The organism is Agrobacterium sp. SORGH_AS_0440 (assembly GCF_031453135.1).
Taxonomy (GTDB): domain Bacteria; phylum Pseudomonadota; class Alphaproteobacteria; order Rhizobiales; family Rhizobiaceae; genus Agrobacterium; species Agrobacterium pusense.
Window position 1 is genome coordinate 1,813,693 of the sequence record NZ_JAVIYR010000002.1, and the last position, 19,460, is coordinate 1,833,152.

The window sequence follows — 19,460 nt, forward strand, 5'->3', positions numbered from 1 at the left end:
CGTTCCGCAATCGCTTGCGAATCCAGCGGTGAATGTGAGTGCGCGTTTACGCGCTTTCACCGAATTTTTCAAGCACTAAAAATGCAACGCCGCCAGGCTTTTTACCAAAAGTCCGGCGGCGGTGCTGTTCACACCGCCGCCAGCCTGAATTTCAACGGTCGAGATTACTCGACGATCGAGGCAACGATGCCGGCGCCGACGGTACGGCCGCCTTCGCGGATAGCGAAGCGCAGCTTTTCTTCCATCGCGATCGGAACGATCAGCTCGACGTCAACGGTGACGTTGTCGCCAGGCATAACCATTTCCGTGCCTTCCGGAAGCGTAACGATGCCCGTAACGTCCGTCGTGCGGAAGTAGAACTGCGGACGGTAGTTCGTGAAGAACGGCGTATGACGGCCGCCTTCTTCCTTCGTCAGGATGTAGGCTTCTGCCTTGAACTTCTTGTGCGGCTTTACCGAACCCGGCTTGCACAGGATCTGACCACGCTCGACGCCGTCACGGTTAACACCGCGAACAAGTGCACCGATGTTGTCGCCAGCCTGGCCCTGGTCGAGCAGCTTGCGGAACATTTCAACGCCGGTAACAGTCGTCTTCGAGGTCGGACGGATGCCGACGATTTCGACTTCTTCACCAACCTTGACGATACCGCGCTCAACGCGACCCGTCACAACCGTACCACGGCCCGAGATCGAGAACACGTCTTCGATCGGCATCAGGAACGGCTGGTCGATCGGACGCTCAGGCGTCGGGATGTAGGCGTCAACCGCAGCCATCAGCTCGCGGATCGCGTCTTCACCGATCTTCTTGTCGGAATCTTCAAGAGCGGCAAGCGCCGAACCCTTGATGATCGGAATATCGTCGCCCGGGAAGTCGTAGGACGACAGAAGTTCGCGAACTTCAAGCTCGACGAGCTCGAGAAGCTCGGCGTCGTCAACCTGGTCGACCTTGTTGAGGAACACGACGATGGCCGGAACGCCAACCTGACGGGCAAGCAGGATGTGCTCGCGCGTCTGCGGCATCGGGCCGTCAGCGGCGGAGCAAACCAGGATCGCGCCGTCCATCTGGGCAGCACCGGTGATCATGTTCTTCACGTAGTCGGCGTGGCCGGGGCAGTCAACGTGAGCGTAGTGACGGTTGGCCGTCTCGTACTCAACGTGTGCCGTCGAGATCGTGATACCACGAGCCTTCTCTTCAGGAGCCGCGTCGATCTGGTCATACGCCTTGAACTCGCCGAAGAACTTCGTGATTGCTGCCGTCAGCGACGTCTTGCCATGGTCAACGTGACCGATCGTGCCAATGTTGACGTGCGGCTTCGTCCGCTCAAACTTGCTCTTTGCCATTAGTGGCTCTCCATTCTTGTCCCGTGACGGGAATAATCTTCAAAATTCGGTGGGGCGTACCCCGATCACTTCTGACCGGAGTACTTTGCCTGGATTTCCTGCGCCACGTTCGACGGAACCGGCGAATAGTGATCGAACGTCATCGAGTACTGAGCGCGACCCTGCGACATGGAGCGCAGGTTATCGACGTACTTGAACATGTTCGCGAGCGGAACATGCGCGTTGATGACGACGGCGATACCACGGCTTTCCTGGCCCTGGATCTGACCACGACGGGAGTTCAGGTCGCCGATAACGTCGCCGACATAGTCTTCCGGCGTTACGACTTCGACCTTCATCATCGGCTCGAGAAGCTGTGCACCAGCCTTCTTGGCTGCTTCACGGAAGCAGGCACGCGATGCGATTTCGAAGGCGAGAACCGACGAGTCAACATCGTGGAATGCACCGTCGACCAGCGTCGCCTTGACGCCGAGCATCGGGAAGCCAGCCAGCGGACCGGAAGACAGAACGCTTTCGATACCCTTCTGAACGCCCGGGATGTATTCCTTCGGAACAGCACCACCGACGATCTTCGACTCGAACTTGAAGTCTTCGCCTTCGGGGTTCGGTTCGAAGATGATCTTCACGCGAGCGAACTGACCGGTACCACCGGACTGCTTCTTGTGCGTGTAGTCTTCTTCGTGCTGACGCGTGATCGTTTCGCGGTAGGCAACCTGCGGAGCACCGACGGTTGCTTCAACCTTGAACTCGCGACGCATACGGTCAACGATGATGTCCAGGTGAAGTTCGCCCATGCCGGCAATGATGGTCTGGCCGGATTCGTCGTCGGTCTTGACGCGGAAGGACGGATCTTCAGCAGCCAGACGGTTGAGCGCGAGGCCCATCTTTTCCTGGTCGCCCTTGGTCTTTGGCTCGATCGCGATCTGGATGACCGGCTCGGGGAATTCCATGCGCTCGAGGATAACCGGCTTCAGCGGATCGCAGAGCGTATCGCCAGTGGTGGTTTCCTTGAGGCCAGCCAGAGCAACGATGTCGCCTGCATAGGCTTCTTCGATGTCTTCACGGCTGTTGGAGTGCATCTGAAGCATACGGCCGACGCGCTCGCGCTTGTCCTTGACCGTATTCATGACAGACGTGCCCTTTTCGAGCTTGCCCGAGTAGATGCGTGCGAAAGTGAGCGAACCAACGAAGGGGTCGTTCATGATCTTGAACGCGAGCATGGAAAGCGGCTCGGAATCGTCAGCGTGACGCTCGATTTCGGCTTCCGTCTTGGCGTCGATGCCCTTGATCGCCGGGATGTCCAGCGGCGAAGGCAGATAGTCGACAACGGCGTCGAGGAGCGGCTGAACGCCCTTGTTCTTGAACGCGGTACCGCAGAACATCGGGTGGAACTTCACGTCGATGGTGCCGCGGCGAACGAGTTCACGAATCTTGTCGTTGTCCGGGTAGTTGCCTTCGAGGTAGGCTTCCATCGCTTCTTCGTCGATCTCGACAACCGTCTCGATCAGCTTTTCGCGATATTCTTCAGCCTTGGCCTTCATGTCCTCGGGGATCTCGACGACGTCCCACTGGGCGCCGAGCGACTCGTCGCGCCATACGAGAGCATTCATCTCGATCAGGTCGATAACGCCCTTGAACTCGGTCTCAGCGCCGATCGGCAGCTGCATGACAACGGCAGTGGCGCCGAGACGGGTCTTGATCATTTCTACCGAGCGGTAGAAGTCAGCACCGGTCTTGTCCATCTTGTTGCAGAAGATCATGCGCGGAACATGATACTTCTCAGCCTGACGCCAGACGGTTTCCGTCTGCGGCTCAACACCGGCGTTGGCGTCGAGCAGCGCGATGGCGCCGTCGAGAACGCGCAGCGAACGCTCGACTTCGATGGTGAAGTCAACGTGGCCGGGGGTGTCGATGATGTTGAAGCGGCGGGTCTTGCCGTCACGGCCCTTCCAGAAGGTCGTGGTCGCAGCGGACGTGATGGTGATACCACGCTCCTGCTCCTGCTCCATCCAGTCCATCGTGGCTGCGCCATCGTGAACTTCGCCGATCTTGTGCGACTTACCGGTGTAATAGAGAATACGCTCGGTGGTGGTCGTCTTGCCGGCGTCGATATGCGCCATGATACCGAAATTGCGGTAGTCTTCGATTTTATATTCGCGAGCCATAATGGACTGCCTTTCGATATGCGATCGGTTAAGATTACCAGCGGTAATGCGAGAATGCGCGGTTAGCGTCGGCCATCTTGTGCGTGTCTTCACGCTTCTTGACGGCGGAGCCGCGGTTGTTCGCAGCGTCCATGAGTTCGCCGGAGAGGCGATCGATCATGGTCGTTTCGTTGCGCTTGCGCGCAGCAGTGATCAACCAGCGGATTGCGAGGGCCTGGCGACGCTCGGGACGAACATCAACCGGAACCTGGTATGTCGCACCACCAACGCGGCGCGAACGCACTTCAACATGCGGCGCAACATTGTCGAGGGCCGAATGGAACACGGCGAGCGGCTCCTGCTTCGTCTTGCCCTGAACGACGTCGAACGCGCCGTAAACGATGCTTTCTGCTACCGACTTCTTGCCGTGAAGCATGATGGCGTTCATGAACTTGGTGACGACCAGATCACCGAACTTCGGATCCGGGTTGATCTCACGCTTTTCTGCACTATGGCGACGGGACATACTTTTTGTCTCTCAATGTTATTGACGCTATACCACGCGGAGAACCTCGCGCAGCGCCGAATTGTTGTTGCCGAAATTACTTCGGACGCTTCGCACCGTACTTCGAACGGCGCTGCTTGCGGTTCTTGACGCCCTGGGTATCGAGAACACCGCGGATGATGTGGTAACGAACGCCCGGCAAGTCCTTCACGCGGCCGCCGCGGATCATGACGACAGAGTGTTCCTGAAGGTTGTGACCTTCGCCAGGAATGTAGCCGATGACTTCGAAGCCGTTGGTGAGGCGGATCTTGGCAACCTTACGCAGAGCCGAGTTCGGCTTCTTCGGGGTCGTCGTGTAAACGCGGGTGCAAACACCACGCTTCTGCGGGTTTTCCTGCAGGGCAGGAACCTTGTTGCGCTTTACCTGTGCCTGGCGAGGCTTGCGGATCAGCTGGTTTACGGTAGGCATATAACCATCCCTTGCAAAAACTACTTTAGCCACCCTCACGGGTGGCGGCTATGCCGTTGCCGGCGACGATGCACGCATATATCCTCATGCGCAAAACGTGGCCCGATCCGGTTTCACGGATGGACCACCAAGAGCAGAGGACACCGGATGAGGCGTCTTGCGTGCAACATTCGTGTCTTCTACGTGCAATGGAGACCCGTTTGAGATGATGTTCGGGAAAAAGCTTACCGAACGGCCAGCACCCACAGAGGCTCCGATGGCGGGCGTACTACTGTTTTAGCCAGCTTTCGTCAAGGGTGAATCCGCATTTTGCGCCCGCGCCCGGGGCCACGAACGCCACCGCAACGCCATTTCCCCCTCCCTATACCATAAGTCGGCATCAACGGCAGCGATTTTAACCTCCGGCCTTTGGCTTTTCATAAAATCCGTCTATTGATTCCCTCAGGCTGGCCGGACATGGCCGCCCCGCGGGCGGAACCGATTCCCCCTGCCCTGATGACAGCAACGAAAGATCAAGGAACCGCGTCATGAGCACCCTCCCCGACAACGACAACGGACGCGACGAGCCGATGGTCTTCATCGTCATCGGCAAGGCTTACGAAACCGACAACTCCGAGGGTATCGACATTCACGTCATCCTCAGGGCGCCGGATGACGACACAGCCGTTCGCGAAACGCTGAATGCGCTTTCCGAGGAAGGCTTCATCGAAGCCGATCTCGACCAGATCGGCATGCTGACCGAAATTCCCGATGAAGAGCCGCACGCCTCGGCCTATCAGGGCGCGCTCGAAGGCGAAGTCGCCATCATCCGCTTCGCCTGAAGAGCCTTGGCCATGGCGGTCAGACGTGTCGTCGCCAACATCGCTACCTCCGACCCCGCGCTGGCGCAGGTCTTTTATGGCGATATCCTCGGCATGCCGGTCGCCATGGATCACGGCTGGATCGTCACCCATGCCAGCCCGCTCAAGGCGCCGGCGCAGCTAAGCTTTGCGCGCGAAGGCGGTTCCGGCACAGATGTGCCGGACTTCTCCATAGAAGTCGACAATTTCGACGAGGTCCGCGACCGGATCGTCGCAGCCGGACTGCCGATAGAATACGGCCCCACCGTCGAGTCCTGGGGCGTACGTCGCATGTTCGTACGCGACCCTTTTGGAAAGCTTGTCAATATATTAAGTCACTTATAGAATATATATTCTGAATAATAGTATTGATTCTTAAAAGATTGAATGCCGTGCAAACATAGGCTTAGAATAGTTCCGACGCAAAATTTCGGGGTCGGGTTGGATACTTTATCGTCGTCAGACATTATCGATGACATTTATGAAGCGGCGCTTTTTCCCGACCGCTGGTCGCAGGTTCTGGCAAATGCCGGCGGCCGCCTCGGTTTCTGGGGCGGCGCCATCACCTGGGGCAAGGGGGAAGACCAGGCCTGGCTGCACACGCCCAACTTTCAAGAACTGATGAAGGACTACATGGCGGGAGGCTGGAATCACCGCAATGATCGCCTTACGCGTACTGCCCGTGAAGGCCGGTTCGCCTTCGTGCAGGATTTCGACGTCTTCACCCCTGATGAATGGGCCGAACTGCCGATCGTCCGTGAGTTCCTCAAGCCCCGCGGCCTGGGCTATGGTGCGACGACACAGGTCGCGCCGCCCGGCCATCCGGAGATGACAGTGCTGTTTGAACACAGGCTGGAAGCTGGCATAATCCGGCCTGATACGATGGCTGCACTCGCCGGACTGAGGCCACATATCGCCCGTAGCCTTGCGCTCGCAACGCGGCTGCAACGGCAGAAAGCCGACGCGATGACCTTCGGCCTCAATGCCATTGGCGCTCCGGCAGCCGTGCTGCAGGCAAACGGCCTCATTCTCTCGGCCAACGATCTCTTCCTGTCACTGCAGAAATGTTTCGCCGCCCCCACACGCGACAGTATTGCCATTGCTGACGAGAGGGTGAACCGGCTCCTGTACAAAGCGCTGGCCGGGCACGATGCCGGTTCCTTCCCTCTCCCCGCTGGTGAAGATAGACCCTGCATTCTTCACGTCATACCACTGCGCAAGAAGGCGCTCGACTTATCTCCGAAAGGCAACGCCATCGTGCTCATATCGCAGCCCACCGGCACCATTGCCGACGCAAGCGCGTTGTTGAAGGGGCTATACGACCTCACAAGAGGCGAGGCACGCGTGGCTTTGGAGATCATGAAAGGACTTTCGCTACCGGCAGTGGCGAAGCAATTGCAGATTTCCCATGAAACGGTGCGCAGCAACGCGAAGTCGATCTATGCCAAGACCGGCAGCGCAGGCCAGACCGATCTTGTTCGGCGCCTCTCTGTCCTGACCCGCTATAACATCCGGAAACAGGACTAACCCTGTTGCATATGCAGGAATGCCGGGCGGCGGTGGAGGCGCCCTGCCTCTGTCCATAAAAACAAAAACGCCCGGATTGCTCCGGGCGTTTTGCTTCGAACTTTGGGGGGCTCCGCAAAGCCCCTGCCCTGTTTGACCTTACTCGGCAGCCGGAGCCTGATCCGTCATGTCCTGCAGCATCTGGTTTGCAGAACCTGCACCGGTACCCTTGCGGCGTTCCTCGAGAATGAGGTCGTCGCGCGAGGTGGCGATGCGGCGGATCTGCGTCATGGTGCCGCCGGTACCGGCCGGGATGAGACGGCCGACAATGACGTTTTCCTTGAGGCCCTGCAGCGTGTCCGTCTTGCCGGCAATCGCAGCTTCCGTGAGAACCTTGGTGGTTTCCTGGAAGGATGCGGCCGAGATGAAGGACGGCGTCTGCAGCGAAGCCTTGGTGATGCCGAGCAGAACCGGCTCGCCATAGGCAGGCTTCTTGCCTTCTTCGATCAGCGCGGTCATTGTTGTCATCGAGCTCGATGCGATCAACGTTGTCACCCACGATGTACTGGCTATCGCCAGCATCGGTGATTTCAACCTTCTGCAGCATCTGGCGAACGATCACCTCGATGTGCTTGTCGTTGATCACAACGCCCTGCAGACGGTAGACTTCCTGGATTTCGTTCACGAGGTAGGAAGCCAGAGCCTCCACGCCCTTGATCGCCAGAATGTCGTGCGGCGCCGGGTTACCGTCGAGGATGTATTCACCCTTTTCGATATAGTCGCCTTCCTGAAGGTGGAAGGGCTTGCCCTTCGGGATCAGGTATTCGACCGGCTCGACGCCGTCTTCCGCAGGCTCGATCATCACGCGGCGCTTGTTCTTGTAGTCGCGGCCGAGGCGAATCGTACCATCGATCTCTGCGATGATGGCGTGATCCTTCGGACGACGGGCTTCGAACAGTTCCGCAACGCGCGGCAGACCACCGGTGATGTCCTTCGTCTTGGCGCTTTCCAGCGGCGAACGTGCAAGCACGTCACCCTGGGAGACCTTCGCACCCGGCTCGACCGACAGGATGGCGTCGACCGAGAGCTGGAAGCGGGCTTCGCCACCACGGGCAAGCTTCGCAACAGCGCCGGACGCGTCCTTGATGACGATCGCAGGCTTGAGATCCGAACCGCGCGGCGTCGAGCGCCAGTCAATGACCTGACGCTTGGTGATGCCGGTGGATTCGTCGGTCGCTTCCAGAACGGAGAGACCGTCGACGAGGTCTTCGAAGTGAACGGTACCTTCCACTTCCGTCATCATCGGACGGGTGTAGGGGTCCCACTCTGCAAGACGCTGGCCACGCTTTACCTTGTCGCCATCATCAACGAAGATCTTCGAACCGTAAGCCACACGCTGTGTGGAACGTTCCGCGCCGCGCTCATCGAGGATCGTAACGGACATGTTACGGCCCATGGCGATGAGAACGCCTTCGGAGTTCCGCAGGATGTTGCGGTTCTTGATCTGGATCGTGCCTTCATAAGACGCTTCGAGGAACGACTGGTCGACCACGTTTGCCGTGCCACCAAGGTGGAACGTACGCATGGTGAGCTGCGTGCCAGGTTCACCGATCGACTGAGCGGCGATAACGCCAACGGCTTCGCCCATGTTGACAGGCGTTCCGCGTGCAAGGTCACGACCGTAGCAGACGCCGCAGACACCAACCTGCACTTCGCAGGTGAGCGCCGAGCGGATGCGAACGGACTGGATGCCAGCCTTCTCGATGGCAGCCACGTCGGCTTCGTCGATCAGCGTGCCAGCCTTGACGATGTTCTCGCCGGTGACCGGGTTGTCGATGTCATCGAGAGCCGTACGACCGAGGATACGCGCGCCGAGCGAAGCAACCACCTGACCGGCATCAACGATGGCAGTCATGGTGAGGCCCTTGTCGGTGCCGCAATCCCTGGAGTTGACGATGCAATCCTGCGCGACGTCGACGAGACGACGGGTCAGGTAACCCGAGTTCGCGGTCTTCAGGGCGGTGTCTGCGAGACCCTTACGGGCACCGTGGGTCGAGTTGAAGTACTCGTTAACGGTCAGGCCTTCCTTGAAGTTCGAGATGATCGGCGTCTCGATGATTTCACCCGATGGCTTCGCCATCAGGCCGCGCATGCCGCCCAGCTGACGCATCTGGTTCGGAGAACCACGAGCACCCGAGTGAGACATCATGTAGATGGAGTTCATCGGCTTCTGGCGGCCCGTTTCCGGATCGAACTCGACAGCCTTGATGCGTGCCATCATCTCTTCGGCGACCTTTTCGGTTGCCTTGCCCCAGGCGTCGACAACCTTGTTGTACTTTTCGCCCTGGGTGATGAGACCGTCATTGTACTGCTGTTCGTATTCCTTCACGAGAGCTTCGGTGTCGCCAACGATCTTCACCTTGCTGTCAGGAATGACCATGTCGTCCTTGCCGAACGAAATGCCGGCGCGGCAGGCATGGGCAAAGCCGAGCTGCATGATGCGGTCACAGAAGATGACCGTGTCTTTCTGGCCGCAATGACGGTAGACCGTGTCGATCATCTTGGAGATGTTCTTCTTGGTCATTTCCTGGTTGCAGACGTCGAAAGGCACGTTGACGTTCTTCGGCAGAAGTTCGCCAATCAGCATACGGCCGGGGGTCGTCTCATGGATCTTCGAAACCGGCTTGCCATCGGCATCCACGGTCTTAAAGCGACCACGGATCTTGGCATGCAGCGTCACGACCTTGTTTTCAAGTGCGTGATGCAGCTCACCGATGTCGGAGAAGGCCATGCCTTCGCCCGGCTCGTTCTGGTTCATGATCGACAGGTAATACAGGCCGAGAACCATGTCCTGCGAAGGAACGATGATCGGGTGGCCGTTTGCCGGATGCAGGATGTTGTTGGTCGACATCATCAGCACGCGCGCTTCCAGCTGCGCTTCCAGCGAAAGCGGAACGTGAACAGCCATCTGGTCACCGTCGAAGTCGGCGTTGAAGGCCGTGCAGACGAGCGGGTGCAGCTGGATGGCCTTGCCTTCGACCAGCATGGGTTCGAAAGCCTGGATACCCAGACGGTGCAGCGTCGGCGCGCGGTTCAAGAGAACCGGATGTTCGCGGATGACCTCGTCGAGGATATCCCAAACCTCAGGCTTTTCCTTTTCAACCAGCTTCTTGGCCTGCTTGACGGTCGAGGAGTAACCCTTGGCGTCAAGACGGGCGTAGATGAACGGCTTGAACAGTTCGAGCGCCATCTTCTTCGGCAGGCCGCACTGGTGCAGCTTCAGTTCCGGACCGGTCACGATGACCGAACGGCCGGAATAGTCGACGCGCTTGCCGAGAAGGTTCTGGCGGAAACGGCCCTGCTTGCCCTTGAGCATGTCGGAGAGCGACTTCAGCGGACGCTTGTTGGCACCCGTGATGACGCGGCCGCGACGACCGTTGTCGAACAGCGCATCGACGGATTCCTGCAACATACGCTTTTCGTTGCGGATGATGATGCCAGGCGCACGAAGCTCGATCAGGCGCTTCAGACGATTGTTACGGTTGATGACGCGGCGATAGAGATCGTTAAGGTCGGACGTCGCAAAACGGCCGCCATCCAGCGGAACCAGCGGACGCAGGTCCGGCGGAATGACCGGAACGACCTTCATGATCATCCATTCAGGACGGTTGCCCGATTCCATGAAGTTCTCGACGATCTTCAGGCGCTTCATCAGCTTCTTCTGCTTGAGATCCGACGTGGTCTCAGCAAGTTCGGCACGCAGGTCGCCGGCGATCTTTTCGAGGTTCATCGAAGCCAGCATCTCATAGATGGCTTCAGCGCCGATCATGGCGGTGAACTGGTCTTCGCCGAACTCGTCGACGGCGATCATGTACTCTTCTTCAGACAGAAGCTGGTTCTGCTTGAGCGAGGTGAGACCGGGTTCCGTGACAATGTAGTTCTCGAAATAGAGAACGCGCTCGACATCCTTCAGCGTCATGTCGAGCAGGGTCGAGATACGCGAAGGAAGCGACTTCAGGAACCAGATGTGGGCAACCGGCGCTGCGAGCTCGATATGGCCCATGCGCTCACGGCGAACGCGCGACAGCGTGACTTCGACGCCGCACTTTTCGCAGATGATGCCCTTGTACTTCATGCGCTTGTACTTGCCGCACAGGCACTCATAGTCCTTGATCGGCCCAAAGATACGCGCGCAGAAAAGACCGTCACGCTCAGGCTTGAACGTACGGTAGTTGATGGTTTCCGGCTTCTTGATCTCGCCGTAGGACCACGACAGGATTTTTTCCGGCGAAGCGATCGAAATCCGGATGGAATCGAAATGCTGCGCAGGCACCTGAGGATTGAAAAGATTCATGACCTCTTGGTTCATGCCTTGTCTCCTTGAGAGGCTAGCTGCTGCCCCTGTTTGCATCTGGACCGGCTTCTTCCCGGGTCGCCGTCCAGAGCTTTAAATACGGATTAACCGCATAATGCGGCGAAAGTATCCCGAACCGCAAAGACCGCTCGGGAAACCGGCAGGCGCCCTCTCAGGCGCCCGCCTCTGTCGTGTTTATTCCGCCGCGTCAGGCAGCTGGTCTTCGGGCTGGTTCTCGATCTTCGAGTTTTCCAGCTCGACGGACAGGCCGAGCGACCGCATTTCCTTGACGAGAACGTTGAAGCTCTCGGGGATACCGGCTTCGAAGGTGTCGTCGCCACGGACGATCGCTTCGTAAACCTTGGTACGGCCAGCCACGTCGTCCGACTTGACGGTGAGCATTTCCTGCAGCGTGTAAGCCGCGCCGTATGCTTCCAGAGCCCAGACTTCCATTTCCCCGAAGCGCTGACCGCCGAACTGCGCCTTGCCGCCCAGCGGCTGCTGGGTAACGAGCGAGTAAGGACCGATCGAACGAGCGTGGATCTTGTCGTCGACAAGGTGGTTCAGCTTGATCATGTACATGTAGCCGACGGTGACCTTGCGGTCGAACGGCTCACCGGTACGGCCGTCGTAAAGAACGGACTGACCGGATTCATGCAGACCTGCCTTCTTCAGCATCGCGGCAACGTCAGGCTCATGCGCACCGTCGAAAACCGGAGTCGCGATGGAAACACCGCGCTTGGCTTCTTCGGCGAGCTTGACGAGCGAGTCGTCATCAAAACGCTGAACCTCGTCATTGGCTTCAGACGCGTAGATTTCCGTCAGCTCGCTGCGAAGCTCGCTGATGTCCATCGTCTTGCGATACTCTTCGAGCATCTCGCCGATCTTCTTGCCCATGCCTGCGCATGCCCATGCGAGGTGGGTTTCGAGGATCTGGCCGACGTTCATTCGCGAAGGCACGCCGAGCGGGTTCAAGCAGATGTCGACATGCGTGCCGTCTTCGAGGAACGGCATGTCCTCGACGGGAACGATACGCGAGACGACGCCCTTGTTACCGTGACGGCCGGCCATCTTGTCGCCCGGCTGGATCTTGCGCTTAACGGCAACGAAGACCTTGACCATCTTCATGACGCCCGGAGGCATTTCATCGCCGCGCTGGACCTTTTCGACCTTGTCCATGAAGCGCTGCTCAAGGCGCGACTTGGATTCGTCGTACTGGCCGCGAAGTGCTTCGATCTCAGCCTGGGCCTTTTCGTCCTCGACGGCGAACATCCACCACTGCGAGCGGGGATATTCGGAGACGACGGCGTTGGAGAGCTCGACGCCCTTCTTGAAGCCCTTCGGACCGGCAATCGAAACCTGGCCACGCAGCATGTCGATCAGACGGCCGTAGACGTTACGGTCGAGGATCGCCTGCTCGTCGTCACGGTCCTTCGCCAGACGCTCGATCTCTTCGCGCTCGATAGCCATCGCGCGCTCGTCCTTCTCCACACCGTGACGGTTGAAGACGCGGACTTCCACGACCGTACCGAACGTGCCCGGAGGCATGCGCATGGAGGTGTCGCGAACGTCGGAAGCCTTTTCACCGAAGATGGCGCGCAGAAGCTTTTCTTCCGGCGTCATCGGGCTTTCGCCCTTCGGCGTGATCTTGCCGACGAGGATGTCGCCCGGCTGAACTTCCGCACCGATGTAGACGATACCGGCTTCGTCGAGGTTCTTCAGCGCTTCTTCCGAAACGTTCGGAATATCGCGCGTGATTTCTTCCGGACCAAGCTTCGTGTCACGCGCCATCACTTCGAACTCTTCGATGTGGATGGAGGTGAACACGTCGTCGGAAACGATGCGCTCCGACATCAGGATCGAGTCTTCGTAGTTGTAGCCGTTCCAGGGCATGAACGCGACGAGCGCGTTACGGCCGAGAGCCAGGTCACCGAGGTCGGTCGACGGACCATCCGCGATGATGTCACCCTTGGAGATGATATCACCGACGGACACCAGCGGACGCTGGTTGACGCAGGTGTTCTGGTTCGAACGCTGGAACTTCTGCAGACGGTAGATGTCAACGCCGGACTTGCCTGCATCGAGATCTTCCGTGGCGCGGATAACGATACGCGTCGCGTCGACCTGGTCGACGACACCGCCGCGGCGAGCCGCGATTGCAGCGCCGGAGTCACGCGCAACGATCGGTTCCATGCCGGTGCCCACGAAAGGCGCCTCTGCGCGCAGAAGCGGAACGGCCTGACGCTGCATGTTCGAGCCCATGAGAGCGCGGTTGGCGTCGTCGTTTTCCAGGAACGGAATGAGAGCCGCTGCGACCGAAACGAGCTGCTTCGGCGAAACGTCCATCAGGTTGATGTTGTCACGCGGTGCGAGCATAACTTCGCCCGAGTGACGGCAGACGACGAACTCTTCCGAGAAAGAACCGTCTTCATTGAGCGGCGCGTTGGCCTGCGCGACGTAATACTTCGCCTCTTCCATGGCGGAGAGGTAGATAACGTCGTTCGTGACCTTGCCGTCGGTGATCTTGCGGTACGGGCTCTCGATGAAGCCGTACTTGTTGACACGGGCAAAGGTTGCAAGCGAGTTGATCAGACCGATGTTCGGGCCTTCCGGCGTCTCGATCGGGCAAATACGGCCGTAGTGGGTCGGGTGAACGTCGCGGACCTCGAAGCCGGCGCGCTCGCGGGTCAGACCACCCGGTCCAAGAGCCGAAAGACGACGCTTGTGGGTGATTTCCGAAAGCGGGTTCACCTGGTCCATGAACTGCGACAGCTGCGAGGAACCGAAGAATTCGCGAACGGCAGCAGCTGCCGGCTTCGCATTGATCAGGTCCTGCGGCATCACGGTATCGATTTCGATCGAGGACATACGTTCCTTGATCGCACGTTCCATGCGCAGAAGGCCCAGACGATACTGGTTTTCCATCAACTCGCCGACAGAACGCACACGGCGGTTGCCGAGGTTGTCGATGTCGTCGATTTCGCCCTTGCCGTCGCGCAGTTCGACCAGCATCTTGACGACGGCGAGGATGTCTTCCTTGCGCAGCGTGCGCACGGTGTCTTCCGCGTCGAGGTCGAGGCGCATGTTCATCTTCACGCGACCAACGGCCGAAAGATCGTAACGCTCTGCATCGAAGAACAGCGAGTTGAACATCGCTTCCGCCGAATCCATGGTCGGCGGCTCACCCGGACGCATGACGCGGTAGATGTCGAACAGGGCTTCCTGGCGGTTCTCGTTCTTGTCGGCAGACAGCGTGTTGCGGATATAGGCGCCAACATTGACGTGGTCGATGTTGAGAACCGGAATCTCGTCAAAACCGGACTGCAGGATCAGACCGAGGGTCTTCTCGTCGATTTCGTCGCCGGCCTCGAGATAGATTTCACCCGTCTCGTAGTTGACGATGTCTTCGGCCAGATAGTTGCCGTAAAGGTCTTCGTCGGTCGCCTTCAGCGCCTTGAGGCCCTTTTCGGAGAGCTGGCGGATAAGGCGCGGCGTGAGCTTCTTGCCGGCCTCGACGACCACTTCGCCGGTATCGGCGTCGATCATGTCGGTGACGACCTTGGCGTTCTTCAGCGCTTCGGGCTGGAACGGAATACGCCAGCCGTCGCCGTCACGCTCATAGGAAGCCTTGGTGTAGAAGGTCGACAGAATGTCTTCGCCGTCCATGCCAAGCGCCATCAGCAGCGAGGTGACGGGAATCTTGCGGCGACGGTCGATACGCGCATAGACGATATCCTTGGCGTCGAACTCGATGTCGAGCCAGGAACCGCGATACGGAATGACACGGGCAGCGAAGAGCAGCTTGCCGGAAGAATGGCTCTTGCCCTTGTCGTGATCGAAGAACACGCCCGGCGAACGGTGCATCTGCGAAACGATGACGCGCTCGGTGCCGTTGACGATGAACGTGCCGTTATTGGTCATGAGCGGCATGTCGCCCATGTAGACGGACTGTTCCTTGATGTCCTTGATGGACTTCGCGCCCGTATCTTCATCGATATCGAACACGATGAGGCGCAGCGTCACCTTGAGCGGCGCTGCATAGGTCAGATCGCGCTGACGGCATTCCTCGACGTCGAACTTCGGCGCTTCGAATTCGTAGGATACGAATTCGAGCATGGAGGCGCCGGAAAAATCGGTGATCGGGAATACGGATTTGAAAACGGCATTCAATCCCTCGTCGGGACGGCCACCCTTGGGCTCGTCAACCATGAGAAACTGGTCGTACGAAGCCTTCTGAACCTCAATGAGGTTCGGCATTTCCGCTACTTCTGGAATTTTGCCGAAAAACTTGCGTACGCGCCTGCGACCGTTAAACGAAAGGGTCTGAGCCATCGTCGCTCCTTTAAAAATTGCATCCGGGCCTGCAACGGACGGGAACCGATGGCCAGTCGATCCCGTCAATCAATGGGTATCCTCAATCTCGTTCCACATCCCGGATCGATCAGGCCGGATTGCCTTGATGAGCCGGTTCGGAACCATTCTCTTGAAGAACCCATTACCCAAAAGCCATTTTCACGCGGCTTTTGGGTAATGAGTTTTAAAAACGATGACGACGGGAAGGGGCATTAAGCCCCTTCCCGCCAGCAATCGCAAGATTACTTAACGTCAACCTTGGCGCCTGCGTCTTCAAGCTTCTTCTTGAGATCAGCAGCTTCAGCCTTGGAAACGGCTTCCTTGACCGGCTTCGGAGCGCCTTCAACGAGGTCCTTGGCTTCCTTGAGGCCGAGGCCGGTGATGCCGCGAACTTCCTTGATGACGTTGATCTTGTTGGCGCCAGCGTCAACCAGGATAACGTCGAACTCGGTCTTTTCTTCTTCCGGAGCAGCAGCAGCAGCAGCGCCGCCAGCAGCAGCAACGGCTACCGGAGCAGCAGCGGAAACGCCCCACTTTTCTTCGAGAAGCTTGGACAGTTCTGCAGCTTCCAGAACGGTCAGCGAGGAGAGGTCTTCTACGATCTTTGCGAGATCAGCCATTTTGATAGTTCCTTTTGTTCAGTTCGAACCAGTTTGAATATTTACAGCGAAAAACCGCCTTAAGCGGCTTCGTCCTTCTTGGCGTAAGCCGAGAACACCCGAGCCAGCTGGCTTGCAGGTGCGGCGACAACCGTAGCGACGCGAGTTGCCGGGGCATTGAGAAGGCCCAGCAGCTTTGCGCGCAGCTCGTCCAGCGAAGGCAGGGTCGCGAGCGACTTGACTGCTTCGGCGTTGAGCGTGGTTGCGCCCATGGCGCCGCCCAAAACAACGACCTTGTCGTTGGTCTTGGCGAAATCCATGACGACTTTCGGAGCGATCATCGGGTCAGTGCTGTATGCAATCAGCGTCTGTCCCTTGAAGAGATTGGTCATCCCTTCCGACTCCGTACCCTGAAGAGCGATCTTGGCCAGGCGGTTCTTCGCGACCTTGACGGTGCCTCCGGCAGCGCGCATCTTCGAACGGAAGTCGTTCATCTGCGCAACGGTGACACCAGCATAGTGGGCCACGACAACCGAACCGGAAGCCTTGAAGACTTCGTTCAGCTCCGTGACGAATTCGCGTTTTTCCGCTCTTTCCACTGTCTGTCTCCAGTAGACGGGGCCACATGATTGTGAACCCGTCGGGTTTGCCTTTGCCCCAAGGGACCTTTTTACAAAGATCCCGAGCGACGCTCGAGGATCCTGTCCCCCGCTCTGTCGCCGCAAACGGCTTCAGGCACAGGCACACCAGGTTCGAACCGGACAGTCAGGCATCGACAGATGCCTCAAATCCAGCCTCACCCGTCTCATGCAGGCTAAATGATTAAGGCCGGGCCCCGAAGGACATGGCCACCCGCAATCTCGGACAGGAGTTCCGGGTTTCCCCGGAAATCTCCGGCTCCTGGGAGCCGGAAATTCTTTTATTCACACTTCACTCCGGAAGCGCGAGAATTGATTAAGCCGTAACCGACGAAGGGTCGATCTTGACACCCGGACCCATGGTCGAGGAAATCGCGACGCGCTTGACATAGTTGCCCTTGGCGCCAGCCGGCTTTGCCTTGATGACCGCATCGGCGAAAGCCTTGATGTTTTCCTCAAGAGCCTTGGCGTCGAACGAAGCCTTGCCAACGCCAGCGTGTACGATACCGGCCTTTTCGACGCGGAATTCGACAGCGCCACCCTTGGATGCCTTGACAGCACCGGCAACGTCCATGGTCACGGTTCCGACCTTCGGGTTCGGCATCATGCCACGCGGGCCGAGTACCTTGCCGAGACGGCCGACGAGCGGCATCATGTCCGGGGTCGCGATGCAGCGATCGAAGTCGATCTTGCCGCCCTGAACGATTTCAACCAGTTCTTCCGCACCAACAACGTCAGCGCCGGCAGCCGTGGCTTCATCAGCCTTGGCGCCACGGGCGAAGACGGCGACGCGAACGTCACGGCCGGTGCCGTTCGGCAGGTTGACAACGCCACGAACCATCTGGTCCGCATGGCGCGGGTCAACGCCGAGGTTCATCGAAACTTCAACGGTTTCGTCGAACTTGGCGACTGCACGTTCCTTGACCATCGAAATGGCGTCGGTGAGAACGTAGAGCTTGTTCGGATCCACGCCTTCGCGGATCTTCTGAATGCGCTTTGCTACCTTGGCCATGATCAACCTACCACTTCCAGGCCCATGGCGCGGGCAGAGCCCTCAACCATTGCCATTGCGCCTTCGATGTCGGCTGCGTTCAGATCCTTCATCTTGGCTTCAGCGATCGACTTGACCTGAGCCTTGGTGATGGAGCCGACCTTGGCGCCCTTGCCAGGCGTCTTGGAACCGGAGGTGATCTTTGCTTCCTTCTTCAGCCAGTACGTCATCGGCGGCTGCTTCATGACGAAGGTGAAGGACTTGTCCTGGTAATAGGTGATGACGACCGGGATCGGCATACCCTTTTCCATTTCCTGCGTGGCGGCATTGAACGCCTTGCAGAATTCCATGATGTTAATGCCACGCTGACCAAGTGCCGGACCGATCGGCGGGGACGGATTGGCCGACCCAGCCTTTACCTGCAACTTGAGCTGGCCTGCAACTTTCTTAGCCATATCTCTCTGCCTTTCAATTCAAACCGGTTGCCCGGCTTCTCTTAAGCCGGATTTCTCCGGCGGCTGCGGTTGCGTGGTGCGGCGCCCTGCCCCGGCTTAAAGAGCCAGTTAGCCTTCCACGCGCTTGGGGCATCGCCCCGCCAATCAGACCTTCTCGACCTGATTGTATTCCAGCTCGACCGGCGTTGCGCGGCCGAAAATCGAAACTTCCACCTTCAGGCGCGAACGCTCTTCGTCCACGTCCTGAACCACGCCGTTGAATGACGCGAAAGGACCGTCGGAGACGCGAACCTGCTCGCCGATCTCGAACGAAACCGAAGACTTCGGACGCTCGACACCTTCCTGAACCTGACCAAGGATACGCTCGGCTTCATAGTCCGGAATCGGAACAGGCTTGCTGTCCGAACCGAGGAAACCGGTAACCTTCGGCGTGTTCTTGATGAGGTGATAAGCCTCATCCGTCAGGTTGGCGCGCACCAGCACGTAACCCGGAAAGAACTTGCGCTCGCTATCGACCTTGCGGCCGCGGCGCACCTCGACCACCTTTTCGGTCGGCACGAGGATTTTCTCGAAAAGATGGTCCAGACCCTTCTGACGGGCCTTTTCCTCGATCGACTCGGCGACCTTCTTTTCGAAATTCGAATATGCGTGAACGATATACCAGCGCGCTGCCATCTTTACTCTCCGTTCAATCCGTTACCGGCCGACGTTCAGCACAAGGCTGAGGATCCAGCCAATGAGCTGGTCAGCAGCAAAAAAGAACAGAGCCGCGAAAATGACCATCACCAGCACCATAGCCGTCGAAATCATGGTCTCGCGGCGCGACGGCCAAGTGATCTTTGACGCTTCGGCGCGAACCTGCTGCAGAAACGTAAACGGATTGGTTTTGGATGCCATTGACTGCCCACGCAATTACGGCGCGTAAAGCCGAACTAATCAGCCCCACGCACCGCGTGTCTGTTTTGACCCTACATAAACACCGATTCCACTTTTAACAAGAGGAAATCGACATTCGGCGAAATTCGCCGGTAAACCGGCCCCATCTGCCATGCAGCGAAAACCGCGCTTGCGAATGGAAAGTGGCAGGGGCAGAGGGGCTCGAACCCCCGACCTGCGGTTTTGGAGACCGCCGCTCTACCAACTGAGCTATACCCCTTAATCACCTGAACCGGCCGCGAAATCGCTGGGCCAATTCGGTATGCGCTCCTTTAAGGTGCAGGGAAAAGAATGGCAAGTGTGTTTTTTGTTTTTTCCACTCTGCCCCCGA

The 19,460-nt window shown here is 58.4% G+C and carries 14 protein-coding genes, 1 tRNA gene and 1 pseudogene; 3 read left to right on the forward strand and 13 right to left on the reverse strand.

Annotated features, from left to right (window positions below):
- Positions 1–164 precede the first annotated feature (164 nt).
- The 4 genes from tuf to rpsL form a co-directional block, all read right to left on the reverse strand.
- On the reverse strand, positions 165–1,340 hold the full coding sequence (gene tuf, locus QE453_RS18240) for an elongation factor Tu (protein ID WP_004442617.1): 1,176 nt from the start codon (positions 1,338–1,340) through the stop codon (positions 165–167).
- 65 nt (positions 1,341–1,405) lie between these two features.
- Complete coding sequence (gene fusA, locus QE453_RS18245) at positions 1,406–3,505, reverse strand: elongation factor G (RefSeq protein WP_004442619.1); 2,100 nt, start codon at positions 3,503–3,505, stop codon at positions 1,406–1,408.
- A gap of 34 nt (positions 3,506–3,539) precedes the next feature.
- Positions 3,540–4,010: a 30S ribosomal protein S7 gene (rpsG, locus tag QE453_RS18250; RefSeq protein WP_004442621.1), complete on the reverse strand. Its 471-nt coding sequence runs from the start codon at positions 4,008–4,010 to the stop codon at positions 3,540–3,542.
- Positions 4,011–4,086: 76 nt separating this feature from the next.
- Complete coding sequence (gene rpsL, locus QE453_RS18255) at positions 4,087–4,458, reverse strand: 30S ribosomal protein S12 (protein ID WP_003507760.1); 372 nt, start codon at positions 4,456–4,458, stop codon at positions 4,087–4,089.
- Positions 4,459–4,985: 527 nt separating this feature from the next.
- Between rpsL and QE453_RS18260 the strand changes: the two genes are divergently transcribed.
- The 3 genes from QE453_RS18260 to QE453_RS18270 all read left to right on the forward strand — a co-directional run bounded on the left by QE453_RS18260 (position 4,986) and on the right by QE453_RS18270 (position 6,824).
- Positions 4,986–5,279, forward strand: a complete 294-nt coding sequence (locus tag QE453_RS18260; RefSeq protein WP_003523731.1) for a hypothetical protein — start codon at positions 4,986–4,988, stop codon at positions 5,277–5,279.
- Between the two features lie 12 nt (positions 5,280–5,291).
- Positions 5,292–5,642 (forward strand): VOC family protein, encoded by a 351-nt coding sequence (locus QE453_RS18265; RefSeq protein WP_244404862.1) that lies wholly within the window; start codon positions 5,292–5,294, stop codon positions 5,640–5,642.
- A 96-nt stretch (positions 5,643–5,738) separates the two neighbouring features.
- The gene (locus QE453_RS18270) at positions 5,739–6,824 is read left to right on the forward strand and encodes a helix-turn-helix transcriptional regulator (protein WP_112557245.1); all 1,086 of its coding nucleotides are present in this window, start codon (positions 5,739–5,741) and stop codon (positions 6,822–6,824) included.
- Between the two features lie 138 nt (positions 6,825–6,962).
- Here QE453_RS18270 and rpoC read toward each other — a convergent pair.
- The 9 genes and pseudogenes from rpoC to QE453_RS18315 all read right to left on the reverse strand — a co-directional run bounded on the left by rpoC (position 6,963) and on the right by QE453_RS18315 (position 19,349).
- A pseudogene (gene rpoC / locus QE453_RS18275) lies at positions 6,963–11,172 on the reverse strand (DNA-directed RNA polymerase subunit beta').
- Between the two features lie 180 nt (positions 11,173–11,352).
- On the reverse strand, positions 11,353–15,489 hold the full coding sequence (gene rpoB, locus QE453_RS18280) for a DNA-directed RNA polymerase subunit beta (protein ID WP_022556539.1): 4,137 nt from the start codon (positions 15,487–15,489) through the stop codon (positions 11,353–11,355).
- Positions 15,490–15,752: 263 nt separating this feature from the next.
- Positions 15,753–16,130, reverse strand: a complete 378-nt coding sequence (gene rplL, locus QE453_RS18285; protein ID WP_004442635.1) for a 50S ribosomal protein L7/L12 — start codon at positions 16,128–16,130, stop codon at positions 15,753–15,755.
- Positions 16,131–16,189: 59 nt separating this feature from the next.
- Complete coding sequence (rplJ, locus tag QE453_RS18290; RefSeq protein WP_004442637.1) at positions 16,190–16,708, reverse strand: 50S ribosomal protein L10; 519 nt, start codon at positions 16,706–16,708, stop codon at positions 16,190–16,192.
- Between the two features lie 355 nt (positions 16,709–17,063).
- Positions 17,064–17,759, reverse strand: a complete 696-nt coding sequence (gene rplA, locus QE453_RS18295) for a 50S ribosomal protein L1 (RefSeq protein ID WP_003507704.1) — start codon at positions 17,757–17,759, stop codon at positions 17,064–17,066.
- 2 nt (positions 17,760–17,761) lie between these two features.
- Complete coding sequence (gene rplK / locus QE453_RS18300) at positions 17,762–18,193, reverse strand: 50S ribosomal protein L11 (protein ID WP_004442641.1); 432 nt, start codon at positions 18,191–18,193, stop codon at positions 17,762–17,764.
- Between the two features lie 144 nt (positions 18,194–18,337).
- Positions 18,338–18,868, reverse strand: coding sequence for a transcription termination/antitermination protein NusG (gene nusG / locus QE453_RS18305; RefSeq protein ID WP_003523721.1), 531 nt, complete (start codon positions 18,866–18,868; stop codon positions 18,338–18,340).
- Positions 18,869–18,889: 21 nt separating this feature from the next.
- Entirely contained in the window at positions 18,890–19,090 is a 201-nt protein-coding gene (gene secE / locus QE453_RS18310; protein WP_004442643.1) for a preprotein translocase subunit SecE, read from the reverse strand.
- 183 nt (positions 19,091–19,273) lie between these two features.
- Positions 19,274–19,349: transfer RNA gene (locus QE453_RS18315), tRNA-Trp, on the reverse strand.
- Between the last annotated feature and the right edge of the window lie 111 nt (positions 19,350–19,460).

Bases quoted from the DNA above. Each gene is read 5' to 3' on its own strand.
- secE (WP_004442643.1), bottom strand. From the start codon at position 19,090: ATGGCATCCAAAACCAATCCGTTTACGTTTCTGCAGCAGGTTCGCGCC.
- rplL (WP_004442635.1), bottom strand. From the start codon at position 16,130: ATGGCTGATCTCGCAAAGATCGTAGAAGACCTCTCCTCGCTGACCGTT.
- QE453_RS18265 (WP_244404862.1), top strand. From the start codon at position 5,292: ATGGCGGTCAGACGTGTCGTCGCCAACATCGCTACCTCCGACCCCGCG.
- tuf (WP_004442617.1), bottom strand. From the start codon at position 1,340: ATGGCAAAGAGCAAGTTTGAGCGGACGAAGCCGCACGTCAACATTGGC.
- rplA (WP_003507704.1), bottom strand. From the start codon at position 17,759: ATGGCCAAGGTAGCAAAGCGCATTCAGAAGATCCGCGAAGGCGTGGAT.
- nusG (WP_003523721.1), bottom strand. From the start codon at position 18,868: ATGGCAGCGCGCTGGTATATCGTTCACGCATATTCGAATTTCGAAAAG.
- fusA (WP_004442619.1), bottom strand. From the start codon at position 3,505: ATGGCTCGCGAATATAAAATCGAAGACTACCGCAATTTCGGTATCATG.
- rpsL (WP_003507760.1), bottom strand. From the start codon at position 4,458: ATGCCTACCGTAAACCAGCTGATCCGCAAGCCTCGCCAGGCACAGGTA.
- rpoB (WP_022556539.1), bottom strand. From the start codon at position 15,489: ATGGCTCAGACCCTTTCGTTTAACGGTCGCAGGCGCGTACGCAAGTTT.
- QE453_RS18260 (WP_003523731.1), top strand. From the start codon at position 4,986: ATGAGCACCCTCCCCGACAACGACAACGGACGCGACGAGCCGATGGTC.
- rpsG (WP_004442621.1), bottom strand. From the start codon at position 4,010: ATGTCCCGTCGCCATAGTGCAGAAAAGCGTGAGATCAACCCGGATCCG.
- rplK (WP_004442641.1), bottom strand. From the start codon at position 18,193: ATGGCTAAGAAAGTTGCAGGCCAGCTCAAGTTGCAGGTAAAGGCTGGG.